Below are 23,036 nucleotides of genomic sequence, written 5' to 3'. Positions count from 1 at the left end.
CAATGTGCAACGCGGAATGACGCCACATTAAGGCGCAATTGGGAAAATCCCGGCCTTCGATTTTTGCCGCAACCAGGGCGCCGCGCGTCCTTCAAGACGCTTTGGAGTTCAAATTTGACGCACGATCTTTTTGGAAAACCAATTACACTTTTGGGGATCGTGCGCTAAGCCAATCGCCATGACTGACGGAAGTGAAAACGCGAGCGCGACAGGTGGGGTTGCGGTGGTGATCGTCGCCGCCGGCCGCGGCGCTCGTGCCGGACAGGCCAACGGGCCCAAGCAGTACCAGAACATCGGTGGCCGCGCCGTCATTGCACATACGCTGGAGATGTTTCTGGCCCATCCGCGAACCGGCCGGATTGTCGTCGCCATCCACGCCGACGACCACGAACTGTTCCGGCAAGCGGCGGGCACCCAGGCTGAGCGTGTCACCGCCGTCATTGGCGGACCGACCAGGCAGGAGTCCGTCCGGCTGGGGCTGCTTGCGCTCAAAGACCACGCGCCGGATCAGGTTCTGATTCACGATGCCGTCCGACCGTTCGTCGACGCGGAGTTGATCGACCGCACCATCGCCGCCATCGGCGAGAACGAGGGGGCGTTGCCCGCCCTGCCCGTCGCCGACACGCTGAAGCGCGAGTCGGCTGCCGGCGTCGTCGCGGAAACCGTTTCCCGCAGCGGGCTGCATGCGGCGCAAACGCCGCAAGGTTTTCCCTACGGCCCAATCCTTGCCGCACACGACAAGGCCCATCAGCTGGGCAGGCTGGACTTCACCGACGACGCGGCCATCGCAGAATGGGCACATATTCCGGTCAAGCTCGTTCCCGGCTCGCCGGACAATGTCAAACTCACCTGGGCACGGGACATCGCCATGGCGCACCAGCGGCTTTCCAGCGAACGCACACACTTCCCCGACATCCGTACCGGCAACGGCTACGACGTCCACGCCTTCGAGCCCGGCGACCATGTCACCCTGTGCGGCGTCGCTATTCCGCACGGCAAGAAACTGTCCGGCCATTCCGATGCCGATGTCGGCCTGCACGCTTTGACCGACGCGCTGTTGGCGACCTGCGGCGCCGGCGACATCGGCACGCATTTTCCGCCGTCGGATCCGCAGTGGAAGGGTGCTGCGTCGCGGATCTTCGTCCAGCATGCGGCCAAAGTGGTGCGCGAACGCGGCGGACGCATCGCCAATGCCGACATCACACTGATCTGCGAGGCGCCGCGCGTCGGGCCGCACCGCGAGGCGATGACGGCAGCCCTGTCGCAGATGCTGGGGATTTCCGCCGATCGCATCTCGATCAAGGCGACAACCAATGAGAAGCTCGGCTTCGTCGGCCGCGAGGAAGGCATCGCGGCGATCGCCACCGCCAGCGTGGTGTTCCCCGGCGAGGTGCCGGAATGAGCAACGCCGAACTCGCAAACGCCCTGCTGCTGGCCTGCCAGCAACGTGGCATCATGCTGGCGACAGCCGAAAGCTGCACCGGCGGCCTGATCATCGCCGCGCTCACCGACATTGCCGGCTCCTCCGCCGTGGTCGACCGCGGCTTCATCACCTATTCCAACGAAGCCAAGATGGAGATGCTCGGCGTTTCCGCCGAAACGCTCGACGCGCATGGAGCTGTGTCGCGCGAAACAGTGCTGGAGATGGCGGCCGGCGCGCTGACGCATTCGCGCGCGAGCCTTTCTCTTGCCGTTACCGGCATTGCCGGTCCAAGCGGCGGTTCGGCTGACAAGCCGGTCGGCCTCGTCTGGTTCGGCCTTGCCCTGGCCGGCCAGCCGGTTGTCGCCGAGCGCCAGCTGTTTGGCCATAAGGGCCGCGAATTCATCCGCCACGAGACGGTGAGACACGCGCTGCAGCTCGGCCTGCGCGCGCTTGGATAAAGCATGGATTCACCGCGATAGCGTCATGCCGGCTAGAGTGTTTCACCGTTTCATGGAAACGGCGAAACGCTCTAACTCTTTGTTTTGACGCAATTCCAGGCGGAAAACCGCTCACACTTTTCCTGGAATTGCTCTAAACGCCGTAGATGATGTCGGCACGCTTCTCGAAGGCCTCGGAAAACATGCGGAAGCCGCGGTCGAACATTGTTCCCATCAGCACGCCGAGAATACGGCTCTTGAACTCGTAGTCGATGAAGAAGTGGACCTCGCAACCGCTGTCGGCCGGGTCGAAGCGCCAGATGTTGCTGAGGTATTTGAACGGGCCGTCGATATATTTGACGTCGATGGTCTTCTCATCGGGCTTCAGCAGCACCTGCGTAGTGAAGGTCTCGCGGATCGCTTTGTAGCCGATGCTCATGTCGGCGAGGAGAATGGTGCGGCCGTCGCGCTCTTTGCGAGAGCGCACGGCCAGCGCCTCGCACAGCGGCAGGAATTGCGGGTAAGCCTCGACATCGGCGACCAGCCTGAACATTTCTTCCGGCGTATGGGCGACGCGACGGGTGGCTTCGAATTTCGGCATGAAGACGGGTTGTCAGATGGTTTTTCTAAGCTGCGCTTCCCGCGCCGCGCGCAGCCGGGCGAAATCGTCGCCGGCATGGTGCGATGAGCGCGTCAGCGGGCTCGATGCCACCAGCAGGAAACCCTTGGTCCGGCCGATCGTCTCGAAGGACTTGAACTCTTCGGGAGTGACGAAGCGGATCACCGGATGGTGCTTCTTCGACGGCTGCAGATATTGGCCGATGGTCATGAAGTCGACATTGGCCGAACGCAAATCGTCCATCAGCTGCAGGATTTCATTCCGCTCCTCGCCCAGGCCGACCATGATGCCGGACTTGGTGAAGATCGACGGATCGAGTTCCTTGACCCGCTGCAACAGCCGGATCGAGTGGAAGTAGCGGGCGCCAGGCCGAACCGTCAGATAGTTCGACGGCACGGTTTCGAGATTGTGGTTGAAGACGTCGGGCTTGGCCGCCACGACGATCTCGAGTGCGCCGTCCTTGCGCAAGAAATCGGGCGTCAGGATCTCGATCGTCGTTGAAGGCGTCGCCGCCCTGATGGCGCGGATGACATCGGCGAAGTGCTGCGCGCCGCCATCGGCGAGATCGTCGCGGTCGACCGAGGTGATGACGACGTGGCTGAGTCCCATCTGCTTGACGGCATGGGCGACGCGCGCCGGCTCATCGGCATCGAGCGCGGTCGGAATGCCGGTGGCGACATTGCAGAAGGCGCAGGCGCGCGTGCAGATCTCGCCCATGATCATGAAGGTGGCGTGCTTCTTTTCCCAGCATTCGCCGATGTTAGGGCAGCCGGCCTCTTCGCAGACGGTCACCAGCTTGTGCGATTTCACGATCTCGCGTGTCTCGGCATAGCCCTTGGAGACAGGCGCCTTGACGCGGATCCAATCCGGTTTGCGCAGCACCTCCTGGTCGGGCTTGTGCGCCTTCTCGGGGTGCCGCAGCCGCGGTGCGTTGGCGATCGTGTCGAGGACGGTGACCATCTGAACCCTGGCTTTTCCTGCGACCGCCCGTCGGCGATCGTCACGTTTACGTCATCTAGGACTTTTCATCACAAAGAAAAAGGCTGCAGCGGCGCATGCCGCTACAACCGTTTTCGCATAGCCGGCAACGATATCGACTAGCGGCGCACCAGACGACCGACCCAGATAAGCAGGCAGGCACCGATGAAACCGGTGATCAGATAGGCGGTCCAGCCGACGCCGAATGGGCCGAAATTGAGCGCCTGCAGGATGGCGTTCAACACGACCGCACCAACGATGCCCATGATAATGTTCATGAAAATGCCGGTGTTGCTCTTCATGACCATTTCGGCGAACCAGCCTGCCAGGCCGCCGATGATGATGGCTGCGATCCAGCCCACGCCGTTCAAGTGCATATGCCTTCTCCTTGCGCGCGTAAAAATGCATCCGGAAACGAACTGCCTTGCCGTCGAACTCCTGCGGCTTTCGCGGCTGAGTCTCTCGCGGCGAATCTATCATGCGTTCAAGGCGCGGCCATAGGCGTCGAGCACGCTTTCCTTCATCATCTCCGACAGCGTCGGATGCGGGAAGATGGTGTGCATCAGCTCTTCCTCGGTCGTCTCGAGGTTCATCGCCACGACAAAGCCCTGGATCAGTTCGGTCACCTCGGCACCAACCATATGGGCGCCCAACAGCTGACCGGTCTTCTTGTCGAAGATGGTCTTGATGAAACCCTGGTCCTCGCCAAGCGCGATCGCCTTGCCGTTGGCGGCGAACTGGAAGCGGCCGACACGGATATCCTTGCCTTCGGCCTTGGCCTTGGCTTCCGTCAGGCCGACGGAAGCGACCTGCGGATTGCAGTAGGTGCAGCCGGGTATCTTGAGCTTGTCGATGGCGTGCACGCCGGGGAAATTCGCGATCTTCTCCACGCATACGACGCCCTCATGCTCGGCCTTGTGGGCAAGCATGGGCGGGCCGGCGACATCGCCGATGGCGTAGATGCCCGGCACATTGGTCTTGCCGTAACCGTCGACGACGACGCAGCCACGGTCGGTCTTCACGCCGAGCGCTTCAAGCCCGAGGCCCTCGATATTGCCCTGCACGCCGACAGCCGAGATCATGCGGTCGGCGGTGATCTTCTCGACCTTGCCGTCCTTCATCTCGACATGCGCGGTGACCGAGTTGACACCCTTCTCGACCTTGGTCACCTTGGCTTCGAGAATGATCTTCATGCCTTGCTTCTCGAACTGCTTTTGCGCGAATTTCGAGACCTCGGCATCCTCGACCGGCATCACCGCCGGCAGCAGTTCGACAACCGTCACGTCGGCGCCCATGGTGCGGTAGAAGGAGGCGAATTCGATGCCGATGGCGCCTGAGCCCATCACCAGCAGCGACTTCGGCATCTCCTTAGGCACCATGGCCTCGAAATAGGTCCAGATCAGCTTGCCGTCCGGCTCGATGCCGAGCAGCGCGCGCGGGCGGGCGCCGGTCGCCAGGATGATGTGCTTGGCGGTGTAGGTGCCCTCGCCTTTGACGCCCTTCGGCACCGGCGGCTGCGGCTCCATCGGCTTCTTGGCCGTCTTGGACACGACGATTTCACCGGGCTTGGAGAGCTTGGCTTCGCCCCAGATGACGTCTACCTTGTTCTTCTTCATCAGGAAGGCAACGCCGCCATTGAGCCGCAGCGAAACTTTGCGCGAACGGTCGACCACGGCCGCTGTGTCGGCACTGATCTTGCCACCTTCGAGCTTCAGCCCGTAATCCTTCAAGTGATCGGAATAGTGCATGATCTCGGCCGAACGCAGCAGCGCCTTGGTCGGGATGCAGCCCCAGTTGAGGCAGATGCCGCCGAGATGCTCGCGCTCGACGATCGCCGTCTTGAAGCCGAGCTGGGCGGAACGCACCGCCGTGACGTAGCCGCCGGGGCCGGAGCCGATGATGATGACGTCGTAGTTCTCAGCCACGGATTTTCTCCTTATTCACTGTTCCAGCATGCCGCGCACGACAGGCGCCAATGCGGTGCCGATGCTGCGCGTGTTTTCGGCGTCGAGATGAACGCCGTCGAGCGGTGTACATTTGGCGGCGCTCGCGGCATCAAAAGCCGCAGCCCATCTCGTCGGCGGCGGTTTGATAGAAGCCGGCGAGCTTGGGCGACTCGATTGCGCCGGTCCCCAACATTTCTGCGTAGTCCGCCTTGCGGGTCTCCACGATATGCGGCGGCGCAACCAGAATAATCCCGGGGGTGGTGCCGCCGAACGGATAGGCGTGCCCCCGCACGATCTCGACGAGGCGCCGCATGCCATAGGACGCAATCACCGCGCTGCCGTGAATCGACGGCTTCATGTCGTTCGAGCCAAGCATGATGACGATCAGATCGATCGGCGAATGCGTGCTCAGGATCGTCGGCAATACCCGCGCGCCGTTTCGGTCCGCGGCCGACAGGAAGTCGTCATAGGCCGTGGTGCGACCACCCAGTCCCTCGGCAATGACGCGGAAGCCCGGTCCGAGCGCTGTCGCCAGCGCGGTTGGCCACTGGTCTTCATAGTCATGTCGACCCAAAGTCTCCGGGTTGTGGCCCCAGGTCAGCGAGTCGCCGTAGCAAAGAACTGTCTTCATGCACCCACACCCATTTGTGCCTTGATCAAACCGCGTCTCACGCGCCAGCGCACGAACAACCATTGCAAAATGATGGTCACCAGGCCCGGCAGACCAAGGCCGGTTACCATTGGAATGTCGTTCTTCACCACCGCGGCGCTGCTATCGCTGTAGAGGATCAGCGCGATCAACAGGACGAGCAACACCACAAACACAATCAGCGTCCACTTGCCCGTCCTGGCCACGGCCGCGACCGGATCATTCATCAACTGCGCCACGAAGAAGACGAAGGTGACGACACACGTCACCAGCACCGAGAACATGAAGACGATGATGTATTCTTCCTCGGCACCGGTAGCGACGGCCAGTTGCTGCGCGACCAGGCCGCCGACAAAACCGGAAAGGATGAAGGCAAAAAGGCTGGTGAAGAATTTCCGCACCGCCTTTTCCTTTCCTAGACCAGCATGCCCATCGGGTTTTCGATCAGCCGCTTGAAGGCGACCAGCAGCTCGGCGCCGAGCGCGCCGTCGACAGCGCGATGGTCGGTCGACAGCGTCACCGACATCACGGTGGCGATCTTGATCTCGCCATTCTTGACCACCGCCCGCTCCTCGCCCGCGCCGACCGCCAGGATCGTCGCATGCGGCGGGTTGATGACCGCGGCGAAGTCTTTGATGCCGAACATGCCGAGATTGGAGACGGCTGTCGTGCCGCCTTGATACTCTTCCGGCTTCAGCTTGCGGCTGCGGGCGCGGCTGGCCAGATCCTTCATCTCGTTGGAGATGGTGGACAGCGTCTTTTCATCCGCATGCCGAATGATCGGCGTGATGAGACCGCCGGGGATCGACACGGCAACGCCGACATCGGCATGCTTGTGCTTGACCATGGCGCTTTCGGTCCACGAAGCATTGGCATCCGGCACCGCCTTCAGCGCCATGGCCATCGCCTTGATGACCATATCGTTGACCGACAGCTTGTAGGCGGGAGCCTCGCCCTTGTCGGTCTTCTTCATCGGGGCGGCGGCATTGATCTGCGTGCGCAGTGCCAAAAGCGCATCGAGTTCGCAGTCGAGCGTTAGGTAGAAATGCGGGATGGTGGATTTTGCTTCGACCAAGCGCCGCGCAATGGTCTTGCGCATATTGTCGTGCGGAACGAGGTCGTAGGAACCTTGCTCGAACAGCTTCAGCACCTGATCGTCCGACATCGCTTTCACCGCAGAGGCGGAAGCAGCAGCCGGCGCGCCGGCCGGAGCCTTGGCGCGGGCGCCGCCTTGGCACCGCCACCGGCAATCGCCGCATCGACGTCGGCCTTCACCACGCGGCCATGCGGGCCGGTGCCGGTCACGGCCGACACATCGACGCCGGCCTCCTTGGCGATGCGGCGTGCGAGCGGCGATGCGAAGGTGCGCTCGCCAGCAGCGTGGCCATTGGCAGCCGGCACCGCCTCAGCCTTGGGCGCGGGGGCGGCAGGTTCGACCTTTGGCGCCTCGGCCTTTGGTGCTTCGGCCTTGGCATCCGCCTTCGGCGCTTCGGCCTTCGCTGGTGCAGCACCGCCACCGCTTTTCGCGGCGGCGCCTGCGTCCTCGCCTTCAGCAGCAAGCACGGCAATCAGCGCATTGACCTTGACGCCTTCGGTGCCGGCCGGAACGACGAGCTTGGCGACCGTGCCCTCGTCGACGGCTTCGACTTCCATCGTCGCCTTATCGGTCTCGATCTCGGCGATGACATCGCCCGGCGAAACCTTATCGCCTTCCTTGACCAGCCACTTTGACAGATTGCCCTCTTCCATCGTGGGCGAGAGCGCCGGCATGGTGATGTTGATTGGCATAGTTACTCTCCCTACAGGCCAGCCGGCCTAACCACGGCAAGTTCCAGACGTTTGCCTCCGAATTCCTTGCCAATCGACCTTGCCAAGAAAAATTCAGACAGAGGAATGAGGCCGCGAGACCGAGGCACGCTCCACCAACGGTGCTCATTGATCGAATCACTTCGAGGCGAACTCCGAAAATCGCGCCAGTCAATCCAACGGCGAACCCAAAAACCGCCCCAGCCAAAAACCCACACGCGATGCTGGACAGAAAGCTCCGCCAATACAGCGACCAAGCGATTCCTCTGACATCTGCCATCGTGGCCATTTCTGCTCCCCCACAAAAAGCCTGTTAGCGATATGTGACTGCCTTAACCGCCTCGATGACCTCGCCGACATTCGGCAATGCCAGCTTTTCGAGGTTTGCCGCATAAGGCATCGGCACGTCCTTGCCGGCAATGGTGATGACCGGCGCGTCGAGGAAATCGAAAGCGCGCTGCGAGACCTGGTTGGCGATATGGTCGCCGACCGAACTCTGCGGGAAGCCTTCTTCGACCACGACCAGCCGGTTGGTCTTCTTGACCGAGGCAATGATGGTGTCGAGATCGAGCGGGCGGATGGTGCGCAAATCGATGATCTCGGCATCGATGCCCAGGCCGCGCAGTTCCGCTTCCGCCTTGACCGCATAGGTCATGCCGATGCCGAACGAAACGATGGTGACGTCCTTGCCTTGCTTGTGGATGCGCGCCTTGCCGATCGGCAGCACGAAATCATCCAGCTTCGGCACGTCGAAGGACTGGCCGTAGAGGATTTCGTTCTCGAGGAAGATGATCGGGTTCGGATCACGGATGGCGGCCTTCAGCAAGCCCTTGGCGTCGGCGGCCGTATACGGCATCACCACCTTCAGGCCCGGAATGTGGCTGTACCAGGCGGCATAGCATTGCGAATGCTGGGCGGCGACACGGGCCGCGGCACCGTTCGGCCCGCGGAACACGATCGGCGCGCCCATCTGGCCGCCGGACATATAAAGCGTCTTGGCGGCCGAGTTGATGATCTGGTCGATAGCCTGCATGGCGAAGTTGAAGGTCATGAATTCGACGATCGGCTTCAGTCCGGCCATGGCCGCACCGACGCCGACGCCGGCAAAGCCATGCTCGGTGATCGGCGTGTCGACGACGCGCCGCGGTCCGAATTCCTGCAGCAGGCCTTGGGTGATCTTGTAGGCGCCCTGATATTCGGCGACCTCCTCGCCCATGACGAAGACATCGCCGTCGCGGCGCATTTCCTCGGCCATGGCATCGCGCAACGCTTCGCGCACCGTGGTCGAGACCATTTCCGTACCGGCAGGGATATCCGGATCAGCGGCGATCTCGGTCTTCGGTGCCGCCGCGACCGGTGCCGCGGCCTCGCTCTTGGCCGCAACTGGTGCCGGTGCAGCCGTTTCAGGCCTGGCAGGCTCTTCGCCGATACCTTCGCCGGCCTTGTCGGTGTCTTCGCCTTCAACCGCGAGCACGGCGATCACCGCGTTGACCTTGACGCCTTCGGTGCCGGCGGGAACCACGATCTTGGCAAGCGTGCCTTCGTCGACGGCTTCGACTTCCATCGTCGCCTTGTCGGTTTCGATCTCGGCGATGACGTCACCGGCGACGACCTTGTCGCCCTCGTTCTTCAACCACTTGGAAAGATTGCCTTCTTCCATGGTCGGCGAGAGAGCGGGCATGAGAATTTCGATCGGCATGTCCTGGCCCTCCCCTTACAATACGATATCGGTCCAGAGCTCGGACGGATCCGGCTCTGCATCGTTCTGGGCGAATTCGGCGGCGTCGGCGACAATGTCGCGAACCTCCTTGTCGACGGTCTTCAGCTCGTCCTCGGTCGCCCACTTCTTCTCGATCAACCGCGCCTTGACCTGCTCGATCGGATCATGCTCCGAGCGCATCTTCTGTACTTCTTCCTTCGAGCGGTATTTCGCCGGGTCGGACATGGAGTGACCGCGATAGCGATAGGTCTGCATTTCGAGGATCAGCGGCCCGTTGCCGGCGCGGCACCATTCGGTCGCAAGATCGCCGGCCGCCTTGACGGCGCGCACGTCCATGCCGTCGACCTGGATGCCGGGGATCTTGAAGGAGGCGCCACGGTGCGAGAAGTCGGTCTCGGCGGAAGAGCGCGAGACCGAGGTGCCCATGGCGTAGCGGTTGTTCTCGATGATGTAGATCACCGGCAGCTTCCACAGCGAGGCCATGTTGAAGCTTTCATAGACCTGGCCCTGGTTGGCGGCGCCGTCGCCGAAATAGGTCAGCGAGACATTGTTGTTGTCGCGGTAGCGGTTGGCGAAGGCGAGACCGGTGCCGAGCGACACCTGCGCGCCGACAATGCCGTGGCCGCCGTAAAAATGTTTCTCCTTGGAGAACATGTGCATGGAGCCGCCCTTGCCCCTGGACAGGCCGCCACGGCGCCCGGTCAGCTCGGCCATGACGCCGCGCGGCGAAAGCTCCATCGCCAGCATGTGGCCGTGGTCTCGATAGGCGGTGATCATCTGGTCGCCGTCGATCAGCGCCATCTTCATGCCGGTGACGACAGCTTCCTGGCCTATATAGAGATGGCAGAAGCCGCCGATGAAACCCATGCCGTAGAGCTGGCCGGCCTTTTCCTCGAAGCGGCGGATGAGCAGCATGTGCCGGTAGGCGGCAAGCTCTTCATCCTTGGTGAATTCAGTGGGCTTGGGGGTCGAAAGCCCTGATTTGCCGTCGGATTTCGATTTGGCAGGCGCTTTTCTGGCTGCGGTGGCCATGCATCACTCCCTGTTGGCGTCTCTTTGCGGACATTAGGGCAGGATGAAACCTGCCCTGGGAAGATCAGCTCTCCCCACCGATTTATGCAAGGCTAACACGCGTCAGGGCGTTGCGCCATGACGAATTTGCATAGCTGGCATGCGCCTAAGCGATTAAAATCATTGAAAATATTGTCGATTAACTGGGATTCAGTTATTTCGACGAGGCCGGCAACATGATGGTGATTTCGTCAGCCTGGGAGAGATTGAGCGCCCGGCGCGCCTGCTCGTCGAGCATGTCCTTCTCCAGCGTGCCGTCATGCATGAGCCGAACGCGGCGTTCGAGCTCCATCCGGCGCGCCTTGATGGCATCGAGCTGGGCCTGCAGCGCAACCGTCTGAGCTTCCAGCTGATATTTGGAATTGATGCCGAATTCGCCGTGATAGGCATGGAAGCCGAAATAGGCCAGGAACACCACGCAAAGCGAAGGGATGATCAGCCGACCGGTGTTTCTCTGCTTGTGCTGACGCGTCCACATAACCGATTCCCCATGGCCGCAAACTCAAACGACCCGGAACCTTTTTCGCCTGATTGTGCTTAACGGACGGTTACGGAGATCCGCCCGGCGATCAGCGAAATGAAAAAGGGCGGGAATGATCCCGCCCTCCACAGTATCTAAGTTCAGTGTTTCCCGATCAGCCCTTGATCACCGACTTGCCGGCGTAACGCGCCTGCTTGCCGAGCTCTTCCTCGATGCGGATCAGCTGATTGTACTTGGCCATGCGGTCGGAGCGCGACAGCGAACCGGTCTTGATCTGTCCGCAATTGGTGGCGACGGCGAGATCGGCGATGGTCGAATCCTCGGTCTCTCCCGAGCGGTGCGACATGACGGCAGTGTAGCCGGCTTTGTGCGCGGTCTCGACGGCGTCGAGCGTTTCCGTCAGCGAGCCGATCTGGTTGACCTTGACCAGGATAGAGTTGGCGACACCCATGCGGATGCCGTCGCGCAGGCGCGCTGTGTTGGTGACGAACAGATCGTCGCCGACCAGCTGCGTCTTCTTGCCGATCAGGTCGGTCAGGTATTTCCAGCCTTCCCAGTCGTCCTCGGCTAGGCCGTCCTCGATCGAGATGATCGGATAATCGGCGGCGAGCTTGGCGAGATACTTGGCCTGGGCCTTGGGATCGCGCGTCTTCTTCTCGCCCTCATAAACGTAATTCCCGTCCTTGAAGAACTCGGTCGCGGCGCAATCGAGGCCGAGCGCGATCTCCTCGCCCGGCTTGAAGCCGGCCTTCTCGATCGATTCCATGATGAAATCGAGCGCCACCGGCGCGCTCTTCAAGTTCGGGGCGAAGCCGCCTTCGTCGCCGACATTGGTGTTGTGGCCGGCATCCTTCAGCTTCTTGCGCAGCGTGTGGAAGATTTCCGAACCCCAGCGCACGGCTTCGCGCAGCGTCGGCGCGCCGACCGGCAGGATCATGAATTCCTGGAAGTCGATCGGATTGTCGGCATGGGCGCCGCCATTGATGATGTTCATCATCGGCACCGGCAGGATGTGCGCCTTGGTGCCGCCGACATAGCGATAGAGCGGCAGGCCGGCAGCGTCGGCAGCGGCCTTGGCCACCGCCAGCGAAACGCCGAGAATGGCATTGGCGCCGAGCCGGCTCTTGTTGGGCGTGGCGTCGAGCTCGATCATGGTCTGGTCGATATGGATCTGATTTTCGGCTTCCATGCCGCCGATCGCCTCGAACAGCTCGCCATTGACCGCCTCGACGGCCTTCAGCACACCCTTGCCGAGATAGCGGGCGCCGCCATCGCGAAGCTCGACGGCTTCGTGGGCGCCGGTCGAGGCGCCCGAGGGCACCGCGGCGCGGCCCATCGAGCCGTCTTCGAGTACGACATCGACCTCGACGGTCGGGTTTCCACGGCTGTCCAGGATTTCACGTCCGACAATGTCGATGATGGCGGTCATTGCGATGTCCCCGATTGATCTGACGAAAGGTCGCGCCCGTCTTAGCCAAAGCGACGCAAAGGCAATCCGGCCATGGCCGAATAGTGCCGCCCGCCCGATTCACGAAGCGCAAATTTCTGTCATCATAAGTCATGCGCCCGGACATCAATTCCGGGTTATGGCTGTTGTCGCGCGGGGCGAAACAGGAGGAGTTTCGCCATGTCCGAGTGGAGCGGTATCGTGAGTTTGTTCCTGATCGCGGCGGCATTTCTGACGTCGTGCGACACCAAGCAATCGCCACCGAGGGCTTTCGCGCCTTTGCCGGCGTTGAGCACCAGCGAGTAAGCGTTGGCGTTGAATCAAAAGGGCCTCGTCGAAACGAGGCCCTTTTAACTGCGGTTGCGTCAATGCCAGTAGGGCGTGACCTTGTAATACTCATAGGACGCGTCGCGCGCCGTCTCGCCATCCGCTCCGGCCAGTTCGTTGATCGAATAAGCAGGCGCCGCCTTCAACTGATCCTTGGAGAACGGCACGACATAGCCGCCCTTGTCCTCATCATAGTCGAGGCTGGCCCAGGGAACGGCGTGGTACTTCTCGCCGATGCCGAGAAAGCCGCCAAAGCCGATCACCGCGAACATGATGCCATTCGACGTCTTGTCGAGCATGATGTCCTCGATGCTGCCGATGCTCTTGCCTTCGGTGTTGTAGACCGACGTGCCGATGACGCGCGAAGCGGCAATGGCTTCGGTGTGACCTGTCTGGGTTGTCATGATCTGCTCCTCGTTGTCGTTGAACTCTGCTTTGACAATGAGGGGCGCGGGCGAAAGTTCCCGACTTTTTCGGCGGCGGCCGATCACTCCGCGAGGATGAAAGTCACCTTCATGTTGACGCGATAGGCAGCGATCTTGCCGTCCTCGACGACGATCTTCTGATCCTGGATCCAGGCGCCTTCGACGTTCTTCAGGGTTTCCGATGCGCGGGCGATTCCCTTCTCGATGGCGTCTTGAAAACTCTTCTTCGACGATGAGGTGATTTCGGTGACGCGGGCGACGGACATGGCTTTCCTCCTGCCAGGACGCTCATTTGCCGGCCAAGCGTACAACCGGCCCCTCCTGACCACAAGCACCGGCAGGACGCGTCGGCTCAGCGGCCCTTCGCTATCCGGTCGAAGGCCATTAGCCTTTCGAGAAGCGCCGGCATGTCCTTCAGCGGCAGCATGTTCGGGCCGTCGGAGGAGGTCGAATTGTCGGGATCCTGGTGGGTCTCGATGAAGACGCCGGCGACGCCGACGGCGACGGCCGCGCGAGCCAGCGTTTCGACAAAGCGGCGCTCGCCGCCAGACGAGCCGCCCTGCCCGCCGGGCTGCTGGACCGAATGCGTGGCGTCGAAGATCACTGGAGCGCCGATCTCGGCCATGACAGGCAGTGCGCGCATATCCGACACCAGCGTGTTGTAGCCGAAGGACGCGCCGCGCTCGGTGGTCAAGACGTTGGCGTTGCCGGAACCGGTGATCTTGGCGACCACGTTCTTCATATCCCAAGGGGCGAGGAACTGCCCTTTCTTCACGTTGATCACTTTGCCCGTTTTCGCGGCGGCAACCAGCATGTCGGTCTGACGCGACAGGAAGGCTGGAATCTGCAGGACATCGACATGCGGCGCGACGATCGCGCACTGCTCCTCGGTGTGGACATCGGTCAGCACGGGAAGCGAAAATTCCTTGCGCAGTTCGTCGAAGACCGGAAGTGCGGCGTCCATGCCGGCGCCGCGCGTTGCCGACAGCGAGGTGCGGTTGGCCTTGTCGTAGCTGGTCTTGTAGACGAGGCCGATGCCGAGCTTGGCTGTCAGTTCCTTCAGCGCGCCGGCCATGTCGAAGGCATGCTGGCGCGATTCGAACTGGCACGGGCCGGCGATCAGCGCCAAAGCCGCGTTGTTGTCGAAGACGACATTGCCGACGGTCACCGACGAATTGGGCGTCATCGAATTGGACGCTTGGGGCTTGCTCATTGGATCTCCCGGAAGATGAAAGCCGCGCCCTGTCCGGTTGCCGGCCGCACGACAATACCACTGCCGGCTATATCGTGCTGGATGGAATTGGCTGCAAGCAGCCGCGACGTAACATCAGTGCTTCGGACGGCAAAGACGATCGCCGCGAAGCGAAGTTTCGTCGATGACCCGGCCGGAATGCCAAAGCGGGCGGTGAAGAATTTGGGGTCAAGCACGCTCAAGGTTGCATTGGGCAGGAGAAACGCACCGCCATCGCCGTCGGCGGCAGGATCGTTCACCGCAACGGAGATGAGGCTGATCTGTTCGGCAGGCTGGTCGCTGACCGCCACCACCTCGAGGATCCCGCTGGCGCCGTTGGCGTGGGCCTGCAGGGCCGCGCGGTCCACCTTGGGCGCATTGATCCGCTGGCAGGCAAACAGGAACGCATCGGTTGTGCCACTGGCCGCGGCAAAGGCCAGTTTGAATGACGCCACGTCGCTTTTGCCCGATGTATCGGTGAAAGCGCGTGAAAAGCTCAGCGTGTCTCCCCCCGACAGGCCGGCTTCGACGTAGCGCACATGATCGGCATCGGCATTGCCGGTCCCTAGAACCACCGCGGAAAATCCCTCATCGCCGCGGCTTTCGCGATAGGCACGGTCGCGCGCGACAAAGACGTTGCCTGCGGCGGCGGCCTCGATCGCCGCCTGCTCGCTGCCGATCGCGAGCGGCTCCAGATAGGTGCCGTCGGCGAGGAACACGCAGCAGTTTTCCGTACCAAAGGGATGGATACCGGTCGGCGCAACGACGAAGCCCAGCGAAGTGAGCCGGGCTCGCGCGACCTCGAGGCTACCGGTCGGCAGAACGAGATGGTCAAGCGGATGCGTGCCGGTGGTTGGTCTGTCGGTCATCGGGCGCGGTTTGCATCATTCCGAAGCGCGGTTCAAGGCCGTTTCCGGTCGGCGACCGCCGGGGACTTGTCGAGATCCAGAACCGCGCTCGGGATCAGCTGCCGGCCACGACGTCGGCGGAATAGCGCAGTTCGCGCAATGGTTTGACCTTGGCTGTGGTCTGCGCATAGAGCGGATGTGCCTTGTAGGCGGCCAGCGCTGCGTCGTCGGCGAACTCGGCGTAGACGACGACATCGACTTCGTCCGACAGCGGGTCGACCTTGGTGTTCAAGGTGACCTCGAAGAGACTGGAATGAGGAATGCTGCCGAGCGCCAAAAGCCCGGTGCGCACGGACTCGACATCCTCCTTGCGCCGCGCGCTGAAGAAAACGATATGCCGGATCAATCCCGCCTCCTCGATCTGAATGACGGGGTGTTTAGTGACGGCGGTCGCCTCGCGTCAACCGTCCATGGCGCCACGCGTCCTTGCGACGCGCCCCAACGGCGCTAGGCCTCATTTCGCGGCGACGAACACCTCGAATGGCGCGCCGGGCTGCTCCTTTAGGATGGGATATTTAGGCCTTGCCGGTGACGTAACGCACGACATGGGAGAGTTCCCTGACCGAGATGTCGAGATACCGGCCCTGATTGTAGAGACCGTCCCAGATCAGGAAGAACGCGATTGCCGCAATGACGATTACATAACGCATGGCTAAAGCTATCGCACAAGCGCAGCGGCGGCCATAGACGTTTTTTGATTTTGGGCAGCAGCCATCCGACGCAAAAAGGGGGCAGATGCCAGGCGCCACGTGGCACAGCCCAGCCAACGACCTGCCTCTTGAAGTTTCCCCTCATGACGTGGAAGATTGTGGCAGGCATTCACTGGGAAGCGCTGAAGCTCTGACAAACGGGCGCGCGCTTTCGTTCGAGCCCGCCTGTCGCTGAACCCGTGAGCTGCCGGGACCAGGCGAGGCGTTCGAACCTGGCGAATGATCCAAGAGAACCGTGGCTCGGCAATTTGCGCCGGCACCACGGAAGTCCAGGGGCATGAAATGGCACACGGGGAACATTATAACGTAGCGCCGGGCGAAGCGGTCAGGCTCGATGAGTTTAATTTCGCCGAGATCGTCAAGGGCCTGCCGGCCAAGGCACGCATGGTGCTGTCGGCGGCAATGAACCTGCCGCGCGGCTCGCTCAAGGTCAGGATGCCGGATGGTCGCGCCGTTCTGGTTGGCGGCAAGGGACCTGGCCCCGACGCCGAACTGGTGCTGAAGAACTGGCGCCTGCCAGGCCGCGCCTTTTCCGGCGGCACGATCGGTGTTGCCGAATCCTACATGGACGGCGATTGGGAAAGCCCTGACGTCACCAGCTTCCTGGAACTGTTCGTCGTCAATTCGGCGATCGGCGAACGCGTCGCCGGCGGCGCCAGCTGGCTCATCAACACCGTCCAGCGCATCCGCCACTGGTTCAACGAGAACACACGCACCGGTTCGAAGCGCAATATCTCGGCGCACTACGATCTCGGCAACGCCTTCTACAAAGAGTGGCTCGACCCGAGCATGACCTATTCCTCGGCGCTTTACGCCAATGGCGCCAATGACCTCGAAAGCGCCCAGGCCGCCAAATACCGGGCGCTGGCCAGGGATACGGGTATCGGCAGAAAGGATCATGTGCTGGAAATCGGCTGCGGCTGGGGCGGCTTTGCCGAATTCGCGGCACGCGAAATCGGCTGCCGCGTTACCGGACTGACGATCAGCCGCGAACAGCACGACTTCGCCAAGGCACGCATCGCCAAGGCTGGCCTTGCCGACAAGGTCGACATCAAGCTGCAGGACTACCGCGACGAAACGGGGACTTACGATCGCATCGCCTCGATCGAGATGTTCGAAGCGGTCGGCGAGAAATACTGGCCGGTGTTCTTCTCGAAGATGAAGGCCTGCCTGAAACCCGGCGGCACCGCGGGCCTGCAGATCATCACCATCAACGAGGCCGCCTACGACACCTACCGCGCCAGGCCGGATTTCATCCAGCGCTATGTCTTTCCGGGCGGCATGCTGCCGACACCGTCGATCCTGAAGACGCTCGGCGCGGACCATGGCCTTGCGCATCTGCGTGAGCGCGTGTTCCCCGACGACTATGCGCGCACGCTCGCCGAATGGCGGCGTCGCTTCTGGGCGTCGTGGGAGAAGATCGTGCCGCTCGGCTTCGACGATCGCTTCAAGAAGCTCTGGGAGTTCTACCTGCACTATTGCGAAGCCGGCTTCCGCGCCAGCTACATCGATGTGCGCCAGGTGGTCTACAAGGCGTAAGCCGGCGCACCGATCGATATCATCGCCAGTGGCCGCCTTTCGGGGAGCATGTCCCCGCAGCGTTGAGATTGCGGGGTTACGCCAGCGCGGATCGCGGTGTCTTGATGCGACGTGATGAAACCGCGATCGCGTGGCGAGCGTTCTGCCGCATCCGACGCCCGCGCCCAATACCCTTACGCCGAGCGCCTCTGACCATAGGAGGCTTCCATGAAGCGAACTGTTGCCGCCATTGCCATCCTGCTTGCCGCCATATCCGCAGCCGACGCACGGCGCGTCGTTCCACCGACCGTCATGAACGATCCGCTGGGTCTCAGCATCAGCCCAACCTTGACGCCTGGTGCGAGCGATCTCATCGACAACACACCAACCTCGACCATCCACGAAGTCCATGCCCCGGCCGGGATGTCGCCGTTGACCGTACCCAGCGACCCGACTGGCACGTCCCTTGAGCCGACACAGCCAGTCAGCCCGCAAGCGCCCGCGACAGCCTTGCCATTGACGCCGGTGCCTGCAACCAATTGAAGCTGCGTAACGCAAGGATGAACTCACGCCTGGCTGGCGTGAACTCGCCTCCCGCGGATTGCGCACCAATCTTCAAAGAGTGATGCGATATTTCGCAAAACCGGCTTCGCCCTCGCCTGCCGGTTCGATCTTCAGCGACTTCACATCGGCGATGAAATCCTTTGCCTTGACGCCTGTCTCGAACACGACGCTGGTTCCCGGCAGCGGCGCGAACGACCAGTTGCCGTCCGCCGACGGGTTGATCGTGCCCTGGCTTACGATGTAGCGAACGATGACGTCGCGGTTGGTGTCCGGCGCCTCGTAGATGATCTTCGAGGCATTGATATCAGGGAAATTGCCGCCGCCGCCGGCCCGGTAATTGTTGGTCGCAACGACGAATTTCTGTTTGGGATCAATCGGCTTGCCGTCGAACATCAGGTCGACGATGCGATTGGCGCCGGCATTCGCCACGCCGCCCTTGGCATCGTATTTCGGCGGCTGCGACAGGTCTATCTTGTAGGTGACGCCGTCGATGACGTCGAAATTGTAGGATGGGAAATCGGTGTTGATGAGCGCCTGGTCAGCCTTCCCCGCCTCGATCCTGTTGAAGATGCCGGCCGACATTTCCAGCCATTCCTTGACCTGCGCACCGGTGATTTCGACGGCGCGCACGGTGTTCGGGTAGAGATAGAGGTCGGCGACGTTTTTGATGGCGATGTCACCGGCCGGCACGTCGGTATAGTAGTCGGCGCCGTTGCGCCCGCCGGCCTTGAAGGGAGCGGCGGCCGACAGCAGCGGCACGTCCTTCCACTGCGTGTTCTTGAGAATGTCCTTCAAGTACCAGGTCTGCGCCTGGCTGACGACCTGGACCGACGGATCATCGGCGACCAGCGAGAAATAGGAATAGAGCGGCGCGGAGGTCTTGCCGACCGGACGGCGCACATAGGCCAGGGTCGCCTGGTGGTCCTGTTCGAGGGCAGCGATGATGCGCTTGTCGTCGAGAACCGTCGGCTTGTTCTTGTTGTCGACGCGCTCGAAGATCGGCCGCGCCTCGGAGGTGGCGGACACGACCTTCCATTTCGATCCGTCGCGCTCCAGCATCAGGTCGATCAGGCCCATATGCGAGCCCCAGAAACCACCCATCACGGCGGGCTTGCCCTGCAGCGTGCCCTTTTGCGTGTCGACGCCTTCGAGCGACTGGAAATCCTTCTTGCCGGGGAACACCAGATGCTGGTGGCCGGTGAACACGGCATCGATGCCATCGACGCCGGCGACGAAGAACGAGGCGTTCTCCATCATGTCGCCCTGCTTCACATCGATGCCGGAATGCGAGAGCGCGATGACGATGTCGGCGCCCTCTTCCTTCATCTGCGGCACCCAGGCCTTGGCCGCCTCGACAATGTCGCGCGTCTTGACGTTGCCTTCGAGATTCTTGAGGTCCCAGACCATGATCTGCGGCGGCACGAAGCCGATGATGCCGATCCGGATCGGCTGCTCGGCGCCCGAACCGTTCTTGATCTTCTTGTCGAGGATCACATAGGGCTTGAGATAGAGCTTGTCGTCGCGCGGATTGGCGGCGAGCTCGGTGCCGCGGATCAGATTGGCGCAGACGAACGGGAAATTGGCGCCGGCCAGCGCCTTGTCCAGAAAGGACAGGCCGTAGTTGAACTCGTGGTTGCCGAGCGTCGAGCACTCGTAACCGAGCAGGTTCATGCCTTTCATGATCGGGTGCAGATCGCCGTCCTTGAGGCCTTTCTCGTAGGCGATGTAGTCGCCCATCGGGTTGCCCTGCAAAAGGTCGCCATTGTCGATGAGCATCGAATTGACGGCTTCCTTGCGCACCGCGTCGATCAGGGATGCCGTGCGCGACAGGCCCATCGTGTCGTTGGCTTTGTCGGCGTAGTAATCATAAGGCAGGACATTCACATGGATGTCGGTGGTTTCCATGATCCGAAGATGCGCCTGGTTGGCTTGAGCGCGGGCGGAGAAGGGATGAAGCACGATCAGCGCCCCTGTGGCTGCGGCGCCGGCGAGGAAACCGCGGCGGGAGACGGGATGGAGCAGTTGCGACATGTTTTCTCCTCGTTGACAACGTGACACGCCCTGCCCCGAAGCGAACTTGGCGCTGAAATCGGCTCAAGTCCACTCAACAAGTCGCGCGCATCCAGACATCAGTCGATCAGCACCAGATGACGCGCGGATGAATTGGACCGTGGAGAAAAGTCAGGTCCTGTCGTCGTCGCCCTGGGTGATCAGGCGCGCCCTGCGCTGGCCGGTGACGTAGATCCATAGCCAGCTCAGGGAAACCGCAAGCCGGTTGCGGAAACCGATCAGAAAATAGATGTGCGCAATGCCCCACAGCCACCAGGCGAGCCAGCCCGTGATCTTGATCCAGCCGAAGTCGATCGCAGCGGCGCGTTTGCCGATCGTCGCCAGATCGCCGGCGTGCTTGTAGTGGAAGGGACGTGCGGTGGTGTCACCGCCGAGCCTGGCCTTGATCGTCGCGGCGACATGGCGGCCCTCCTGCTTGGCGGAAGGCGCCACGCCGGGTACCGGCCGTCCATCGGGCCGCAGCACAAGGGCAGCGTCGCCGATGACAAAAATCTCCGGGCTGCCGGGCACGCTGAGGTCGGGCTCGACGAGCACCCTGCCCGCGCGGTCGGCCTTCGCACCCAGCCATTCGGCAGCGGGTGAAGCGGCAACGCCAGCTGCCCACAGGATCGTCTTCGCCGCCAATTGCTTGTCGCCAAACACAACACCGTCGGCATCGCAGCGTGTCACGGCACGTCCGAGCTCGACCGTCACGCCGAGCCGCTCGAGCGCCTTGCTGGCGTAATCGGAGAGTTTTGGCGCGAAATTGGCCAGGATGCGCTCGCCGGCCTCGATCAGCACCACGCGCGTCTGTCGCGTATCGATGTTGCGGAATTCGCCGCGCAGCGTGTCGTGCGCCAGCTCGACAATGGTGCCGGCCAGTTCCACCCCGGTCGGCCCGCCGCCGACGATCGCAATGGTCAGCAGCGCCTGGCGTTTGGCGGGATCGGTTTCCCGCTCGGCCTGCTCGAAGGCGAGCAGAATGCGGCGCCGGATGGTGGTGGCATCCTCCAGTGTCTTCAGCCCCGGCGCAAAAGGTTCCCATTCGTCGTGCCCGAAATAGGCATGACGGGCGCCGGTGGCGAGCACCAGCGTGTCGTAGGCGACGGCACTGCCGTCATCGAGCAGCACGCGTTTGCCGGCGCGGTCGACACCGATGACGTTGGCCAGCAGCGGCGTCACGTCCTTGCGCTTGCGCAGCAGGTGGCGGATCGGCCAGGCAACCTCGGAGGTCGCCAGTGCGGTCGTCGCCACCTGGTAGAGCAGCGGCTGGAAAAGATGATGGTTGCGCTTGTCGATCATGGTGATGCGCACCGGCTGTCCAGCCAGCGCGTGGGTGAGTTCGAGGCCGCCGAACCCCGCGCCGACAACGACGACATGATGGCTGGCTTCGTTCATCTCATTCATCCTGACGGCAAGATTGCCTGTCCCAGATGTAGGTATTTTTGTGCATTGCAGCAACAGAGGGACGGTGCCCGGGACTCGCCGTTCCATGTCGTGAATGCACAAGTTATATCGTGTCGCGAGGTATAGCCTCATAGAACACGCTATGAGGTGTCCGCATGGCCAACGATCATGACGACCAGGGTCCGGCACAGTATGCCTCGCCGCCCTGTTTCATGCATGAACTCGATCGGGAATTTCAGGCACCGCTATCCGACTGGACCGATGTGAGGCGTTGGCGCAAGGCCGAGCGCGAACGGCTGATCGCCGCCCGCCTTGCTGTTTCGGCCGATGCGAGGGCAGCAATGTCCCAGCGCATTGCCGAGGGGCTCGACGCGATCATCGGCGCGATCAGTGGCCGCATGGTCAGTCTTTACTGGCCGTTTCGCGGCGAGCCGGACCTGCGGCCTTGGATGGCATCCGTCAATGCGCGCGGCGGCCGCACCGCGCTGCCCATCGTCGTCGAGAAAGGGCGCCCGCTGATCTTCCGTGCCTACAAATCCGGTGACCGGCTGGAAAAAGGCGTCTGGAACATCCCGATCCCGGCCGAGGGCGATCCGGTGCTGCCTGATATCGTCATCTCGCCGATCGTCGGCATCGATCCGGTAAACTATCGCCTGGGCTATGGCGGCGGCTTCTTCGACCGCACGCTGGCCGCCATGCCGTTCAAGCCGCTGGTCATCGGCGTCGGCTACGAACTGCAACGCATCGCCACCATCTATCCGCAGCCGCATGACATTGCGATGGATCGGGTGGTGACGGAGGCCAGCTAAGCCATCTCCGGCTTCATGCCCATCGCCGTGCGGTCGACGATTTCGCGCAAGGCAAAGGACGAGTTGATCTTGGTCACGTGCGGCATGGCCGACAGCCATTCCTTGTGGATGCGCTCATAGTCGACCAGGTCTTTTGCCGCGATGCGCAGGATGTAGTCGTACTCGCCCGACATCAGATGGCAGGACAGTACGTTGGGGCAACGCTTGATCGCCGCCTCGAAATCCGACAGCGTTTTCTCGAACTGGCCCGACAGCGATATATGCACGATCGCCGTCATCTGATGACCGAGCGCTGCGTTGGACAGTCGGGCGTGATAGCCGCGAATGGTTCCGGATTTTTCCAGATTATCGAGCCGACGCGAACAGGCCGACTGCGACAGGCCAACCTTCTCGGCGAGTGCCGCATTGGGTATCCGGCCATCCTTCTGCAACGTCTCGAGAATGGCGATATCGATCCTGTCGAGCGGCATTTTTCGTGAATCCTGCGAATATCCTGCTATTTCGCGCAAGG

At 62.1% G+C, this 23,036-nt stretch carries 23 protein-coding genes and 2 pseudogenes; 5 read left to right on the top strand and 20 right to left on the bottom strand.

Translation table 11 applies throughout. The features are described from left to right. Positions 1 to 178 precede the first annotated feature (178 nt). Positions 179 to 1,402 carry a bifunctional 2-C-methyl-D-erythritol 4-phosphate cytidylyltransferase/2-C-methyl-D-erythritol 2,4-cyclodiphosphate synthase gene (locus tag HB778_RS29760; RefSeq protein WP_183459067.1) on the top strand — a complete coding sequence of 408 codons (1,224 nt, stop codon included), beginning with the start codon at positions 179 to 181 and terminating at the stop codon, positions 1,400 to 1,402. Beyond that, complete coding sequence (locus HB778_RS29755) at positions 1,399 to 1,881, top strand: CinA family protein (protein WP_183459065.1); 483 nt, start codon at positions 1,399 to 1,401, stop codon at positions 1,879 to 1,881. Before HB778_RS29760 ends, HB778_RS29755 begins: the two co-directional genes overlap by 4 nt. Before the next feature lie 133 nt (positions 1,882 to 2,014). On the opposite strand, the gene HB778_RS29750 is transcribed toward HB778_RS29755, so the two are convergent. The 17 genes and pseudogenes from HB778_RS29750 to HB778_RS42875 all read right to left on the bottom strand — a co-directional run bounded on the left by HB778_RS29750 (position 2,015) and on the right by HB778_RS42875 (position 16,118). After that, the gene (locus HB778_RS29750) at positions 2,015 to 2,461 is read right to left on the bottom strand and encodes a type II toxin-antitoxin system RatA family toxin (RefSeq protein WP_183459063.1); all 447 of its coding nucleotides are present in this window, start codon (positions 2,459 to 2,461) and stop codon (positions 2,015 to 2,017) included. A 12-nt stretch (positions 2,462 to 2,473) separates the two neighbouring features. Continuing rightward, complete coding sequence (lipA, locus tag HB778_RS29745) at positions 2,474 to 3,439, bottom strand: lipoyl synthase (protein ID WP_183459061.1); 966 nt, start codon at positions 3,437 to 3,439, stop codon at positions 2,474 to 2,476. Positions 3,440 to 3,576: 137 nt separating this feature from the next. Further along, positions 3,577 to 3,834, bottom strand: a complete 258-nt coding sequence (locus tag HB778_RS29740; protein WP_019858028.1) for a GlsB/YeaQ/YmgE family stress response membrane protein — start codon at positions 3,832 to 3,834, stop codon at positions 3,577 to 3,579. Positions 3,835 to 3,933: 99 nt separating this feature from the next. Further along, positions 3,934 to 5,382, bottom strand: coding sequence for a dihydrolipoyl dehydrogenase (gene lpdA / locus HB778_RS29735; RefSeq protein ID WP_183459059.1), 1,449 nt, complete (start codon positions 5,380 to 5,382; stop codon positions 3,934 to 3,936). Positions 5,383 to 5,397: 15 nt separating this feature from the next. After that, positions 5,398 to 6,034: pseudogene (locus HB778_RS29730) on the bottom strand (SGNH/GDSL hydrolase family protein). After that, positions 6,031 to 6,453: a hypothetical protein gene (locus HB778_RS29725; protein ID WP_095203330.1), complete on the bottom strand. Its 423-nt coding sequence runs from the start codon at positions 6,451 to 6,453 to the stop codon at positions 6,031 to 6,033. Before HB778_RS29725 ends, HB778_RS29730 begins: the two are co-directional and overlap by 4 nt. A 14-nt stretch (positions 6,454 to 6,467) precedes the next feature. After that, positions 6,468 to 7,840: pseudogene (locus HB778_RS29720) on the bottom strand (pyruvate dehydrogenase complex dihydrolipoamide acetyltransferase). Between the two features lie 331 nt (positions 7,841 to 8,171). After that, positions 8,172 to 9,557 carry a pyruvate dehydrogenase complex E1 component subunit beta gene (locus tag HB778_RS29715; RefSeq protein ID WP_183459057.1) on the bottom strand — a complete coding sequence of 462 codons (1,386 nt, stop codon included), beginning with the start codon at positions 9,555 to 9,557 and terminating at the stop codon, positions 8,172 to 8,174. 15 nt (positions 9,558 to 9,572) lie between these two features. Continuing rightward, positions 9,573 to 10,610, bottom strand: a complete 1,038-nt coding sequence (gene pdhA, locus HB778_RS29710) for a pyruvate dehydrogenase (acetyl-transferring) E1 component subunit alpha (RefSeq protein ID WP_183459055.1) — start codon at positions 10,608 to 10,610, stop codon at positions 9,573 to 9,575. Between the two features lie 193 nt (positions 10,611 to 10,803). Beyond that, positions 10,804 to 11,127, bottom strand: coding sequence for an FtsB family cell division protein (locus tag HB778_RS29705; protein WP_044550389.1), 324 nt, complete (start codon positions 11,125 to 11,127; stop codon positions 10,804 to 10,806). 157 nt (positions 11,128 to 11,284) lie between these two features. Then, entirely contained in the window at positions 11,285 to 12,559 is a 1,275-nt protein-coding gene (gene eno, locus HB778_RS29700) for a phosphopyruvate hydratase (RefSeq protein WP_095203324.1), read from the bottom strand. Positions 12,560 to 12,942: 383 nt separating this feature from the next. Beyond that, positions 12,943 to 13,308, bottom strand: a complete 366-nt coding sequence (locus HB778_RS29695; protein WP_095203373.1) for a PRC-barrel domain-containing protein — start codon at positions 13,306 to 13,308, stop codon at positions 12,943 to 12,945. An 83-nt stretch (positions 13,309 to 13,391) separates the two neighbouring features. Next, entirely contained in the window at positions 13,392 to 13,595 is a 204-nt protein-coding gene (locus HB778_RS29690; protein WP_183459054.1) for a dodecin family protein, read from the bottom strand. Between the two features lie 86 nt (positions 13,596 to 13,681). Next, a complete protein-coding gene (kdsA, locus tag HB778_RS29685) occupies positions 13,682 to 14,542 on the bottom strand; it encodes a 3-deoxy-8-phosphooctulonate synthase (protein ID WP_183459052.1) in 861 nt (286 codons plus the stop codon). Next, on the bottom strand, positions 14,539 to 15,429 hold the full coding sequence (locus tag HB778_RS29680; RefSeq protein ID WP_183459050.1) for a VOC family protein: 891 nt from the start codon (positions 15,427 to 15,429) through the stop codon (positions 14,539 to 14,541). The genes kdsA and HB778_RS29680 overlap by 4 nt, the downstream gene beginning before the upstream one ends. A 94-nt stretch (positions 15,430 to 15,523) precedes the next feature. Continuing rightward, complete coding sequence (locus HB778_RS29675; protein WP_183459048.1) at positions 15,524 to 15,814, bottom strand: Dabb family protein; 291 nt, start codon at positions 15,812 to 15,814, stop codon at positions 15,524 to 15,526. A gap of 169 nt (positions 15,815 to 15,983) precedes the next feature. Continuing rightward, positions 15,984 to 16,118, bottom strand: a complete 135-nt coding sequence (locus HB778_RS42875; RefSeq protein ID WP_274608581.1) for a hypothetical protein — start codon at positions 16,116 to 16,118, stop codon at positions 15,984 to 15,986. A 342-nt stretch (positions 16,119 to 16,460) separates the two neighbouring features. On the opposite strand from HB778_RS42875, the gene HB778_RS29670 reads away from it, so the two are divergent. Then, the gene (locus HB778_RS29670; protein ID WP_183459046.1) at positions 16,461 to 17,717 is read left to right on the top strand and encodes an SAM-dependent methyltransferase; all 1,257 of its coding nucleotides are present in this window, start codon (positions 16,461 to 16,463) and stop codon (positions 17,715 to 17,717) included. A 207-nt stretch (positions 17,718 to 17,924) separates the two neighbouring features. Continuing rightward, entirely contained in the window at positions 17,925 to 18,239 is a 315-nt protein-coding gene (locus tag HB778_RS29665) for a hypothetical protein (RefSeq protein ID WP_183459045.1), read from the top strand. 72 nt (positions 18,240 to 18,311) lie between these two features. Here HB778_RS29665 and HB778_RS29660 read toward each other — a convergent pair whose 3' ends face one another. Both HB778_RS29660 and HB778_RS29655 read right to left on the bottom strand, forming a co-directional pair. Continuing rightward, positions 18,312 to 20,291, bottom strand: a complete 1,980-nt coding sequence (locus tag HB778_RS29660; protein WP_183459043.1) for a bifunctional 2',3'-cyclic-nucleotide 2'-phosphodiesterase/3'-nucleotidase — start codon at positions 20,289 to 20,291, stop codon at positions 18,312 to 18,314. A gap of 150 nt (positions 20,292 to 20,441) precedes the next feature. After that, positions 20,442 to 21,707, bottom strand: a complete 1,266-nt coding sequence (locus HB778_RS29655) for an NAD(P)/FAD-dependent oxidoreductase (protein WP_183459041.1) — start codon at positions 21,705 to 21,707, stop codon at positions 20,442 to 20,444. Between the two features lie 164 nt (positions 21,708 to 21,871). Between HB778_RS29655 and HB778_RS29650 the strand changes: the two genes are divergently transcribed. Continuing rightward, positions 21,872 to 22,525 (top strand): 5-formyltetrahydrofolate cyclo-ligase, encoded by a 654-nt coding sequence (locus HB778_RS29650; RefSeq protein WP_183459039.1) that lies wholly within the window; start codon positions 21,872 to 21,874, stop codon positions 22,523 to 22,525. On the opposite strand, the gene HB778_RS29645 is transcribed toward HB778_RS29650, so the two are convergent. Further along, positions 22,522 to 22,995, bottom strand: a complete 474-nt coding sequence (locus tag HB778_RS29645; protein WP_010909317.1) for an Lrp/AsnC family transcriptional regulator — start codon at positions 22,993 to 22,995, stop codon at positions 22,522 to 22,524. The two genes, HB778_RS29650 and HB778_RS29645, sit on opposite strands and share 4 nt — an antisense overlap. Positions 22,996 to 23,036 lie beyond the last annotated feature (41 nt).

The organism is Mesorhizobium huakuii (assembly GCF_014189455.1).
Lineage (GTDB): Bacteria > Pseudomonadota > Alphaproteobacteria > Rhizobiales > Rhizobiaceae > Mesorhizobium > Mesorhizobium huakuii_A.
This window is presented reverse-complemented; position numbering and strand designations above follow the sequence as displayed.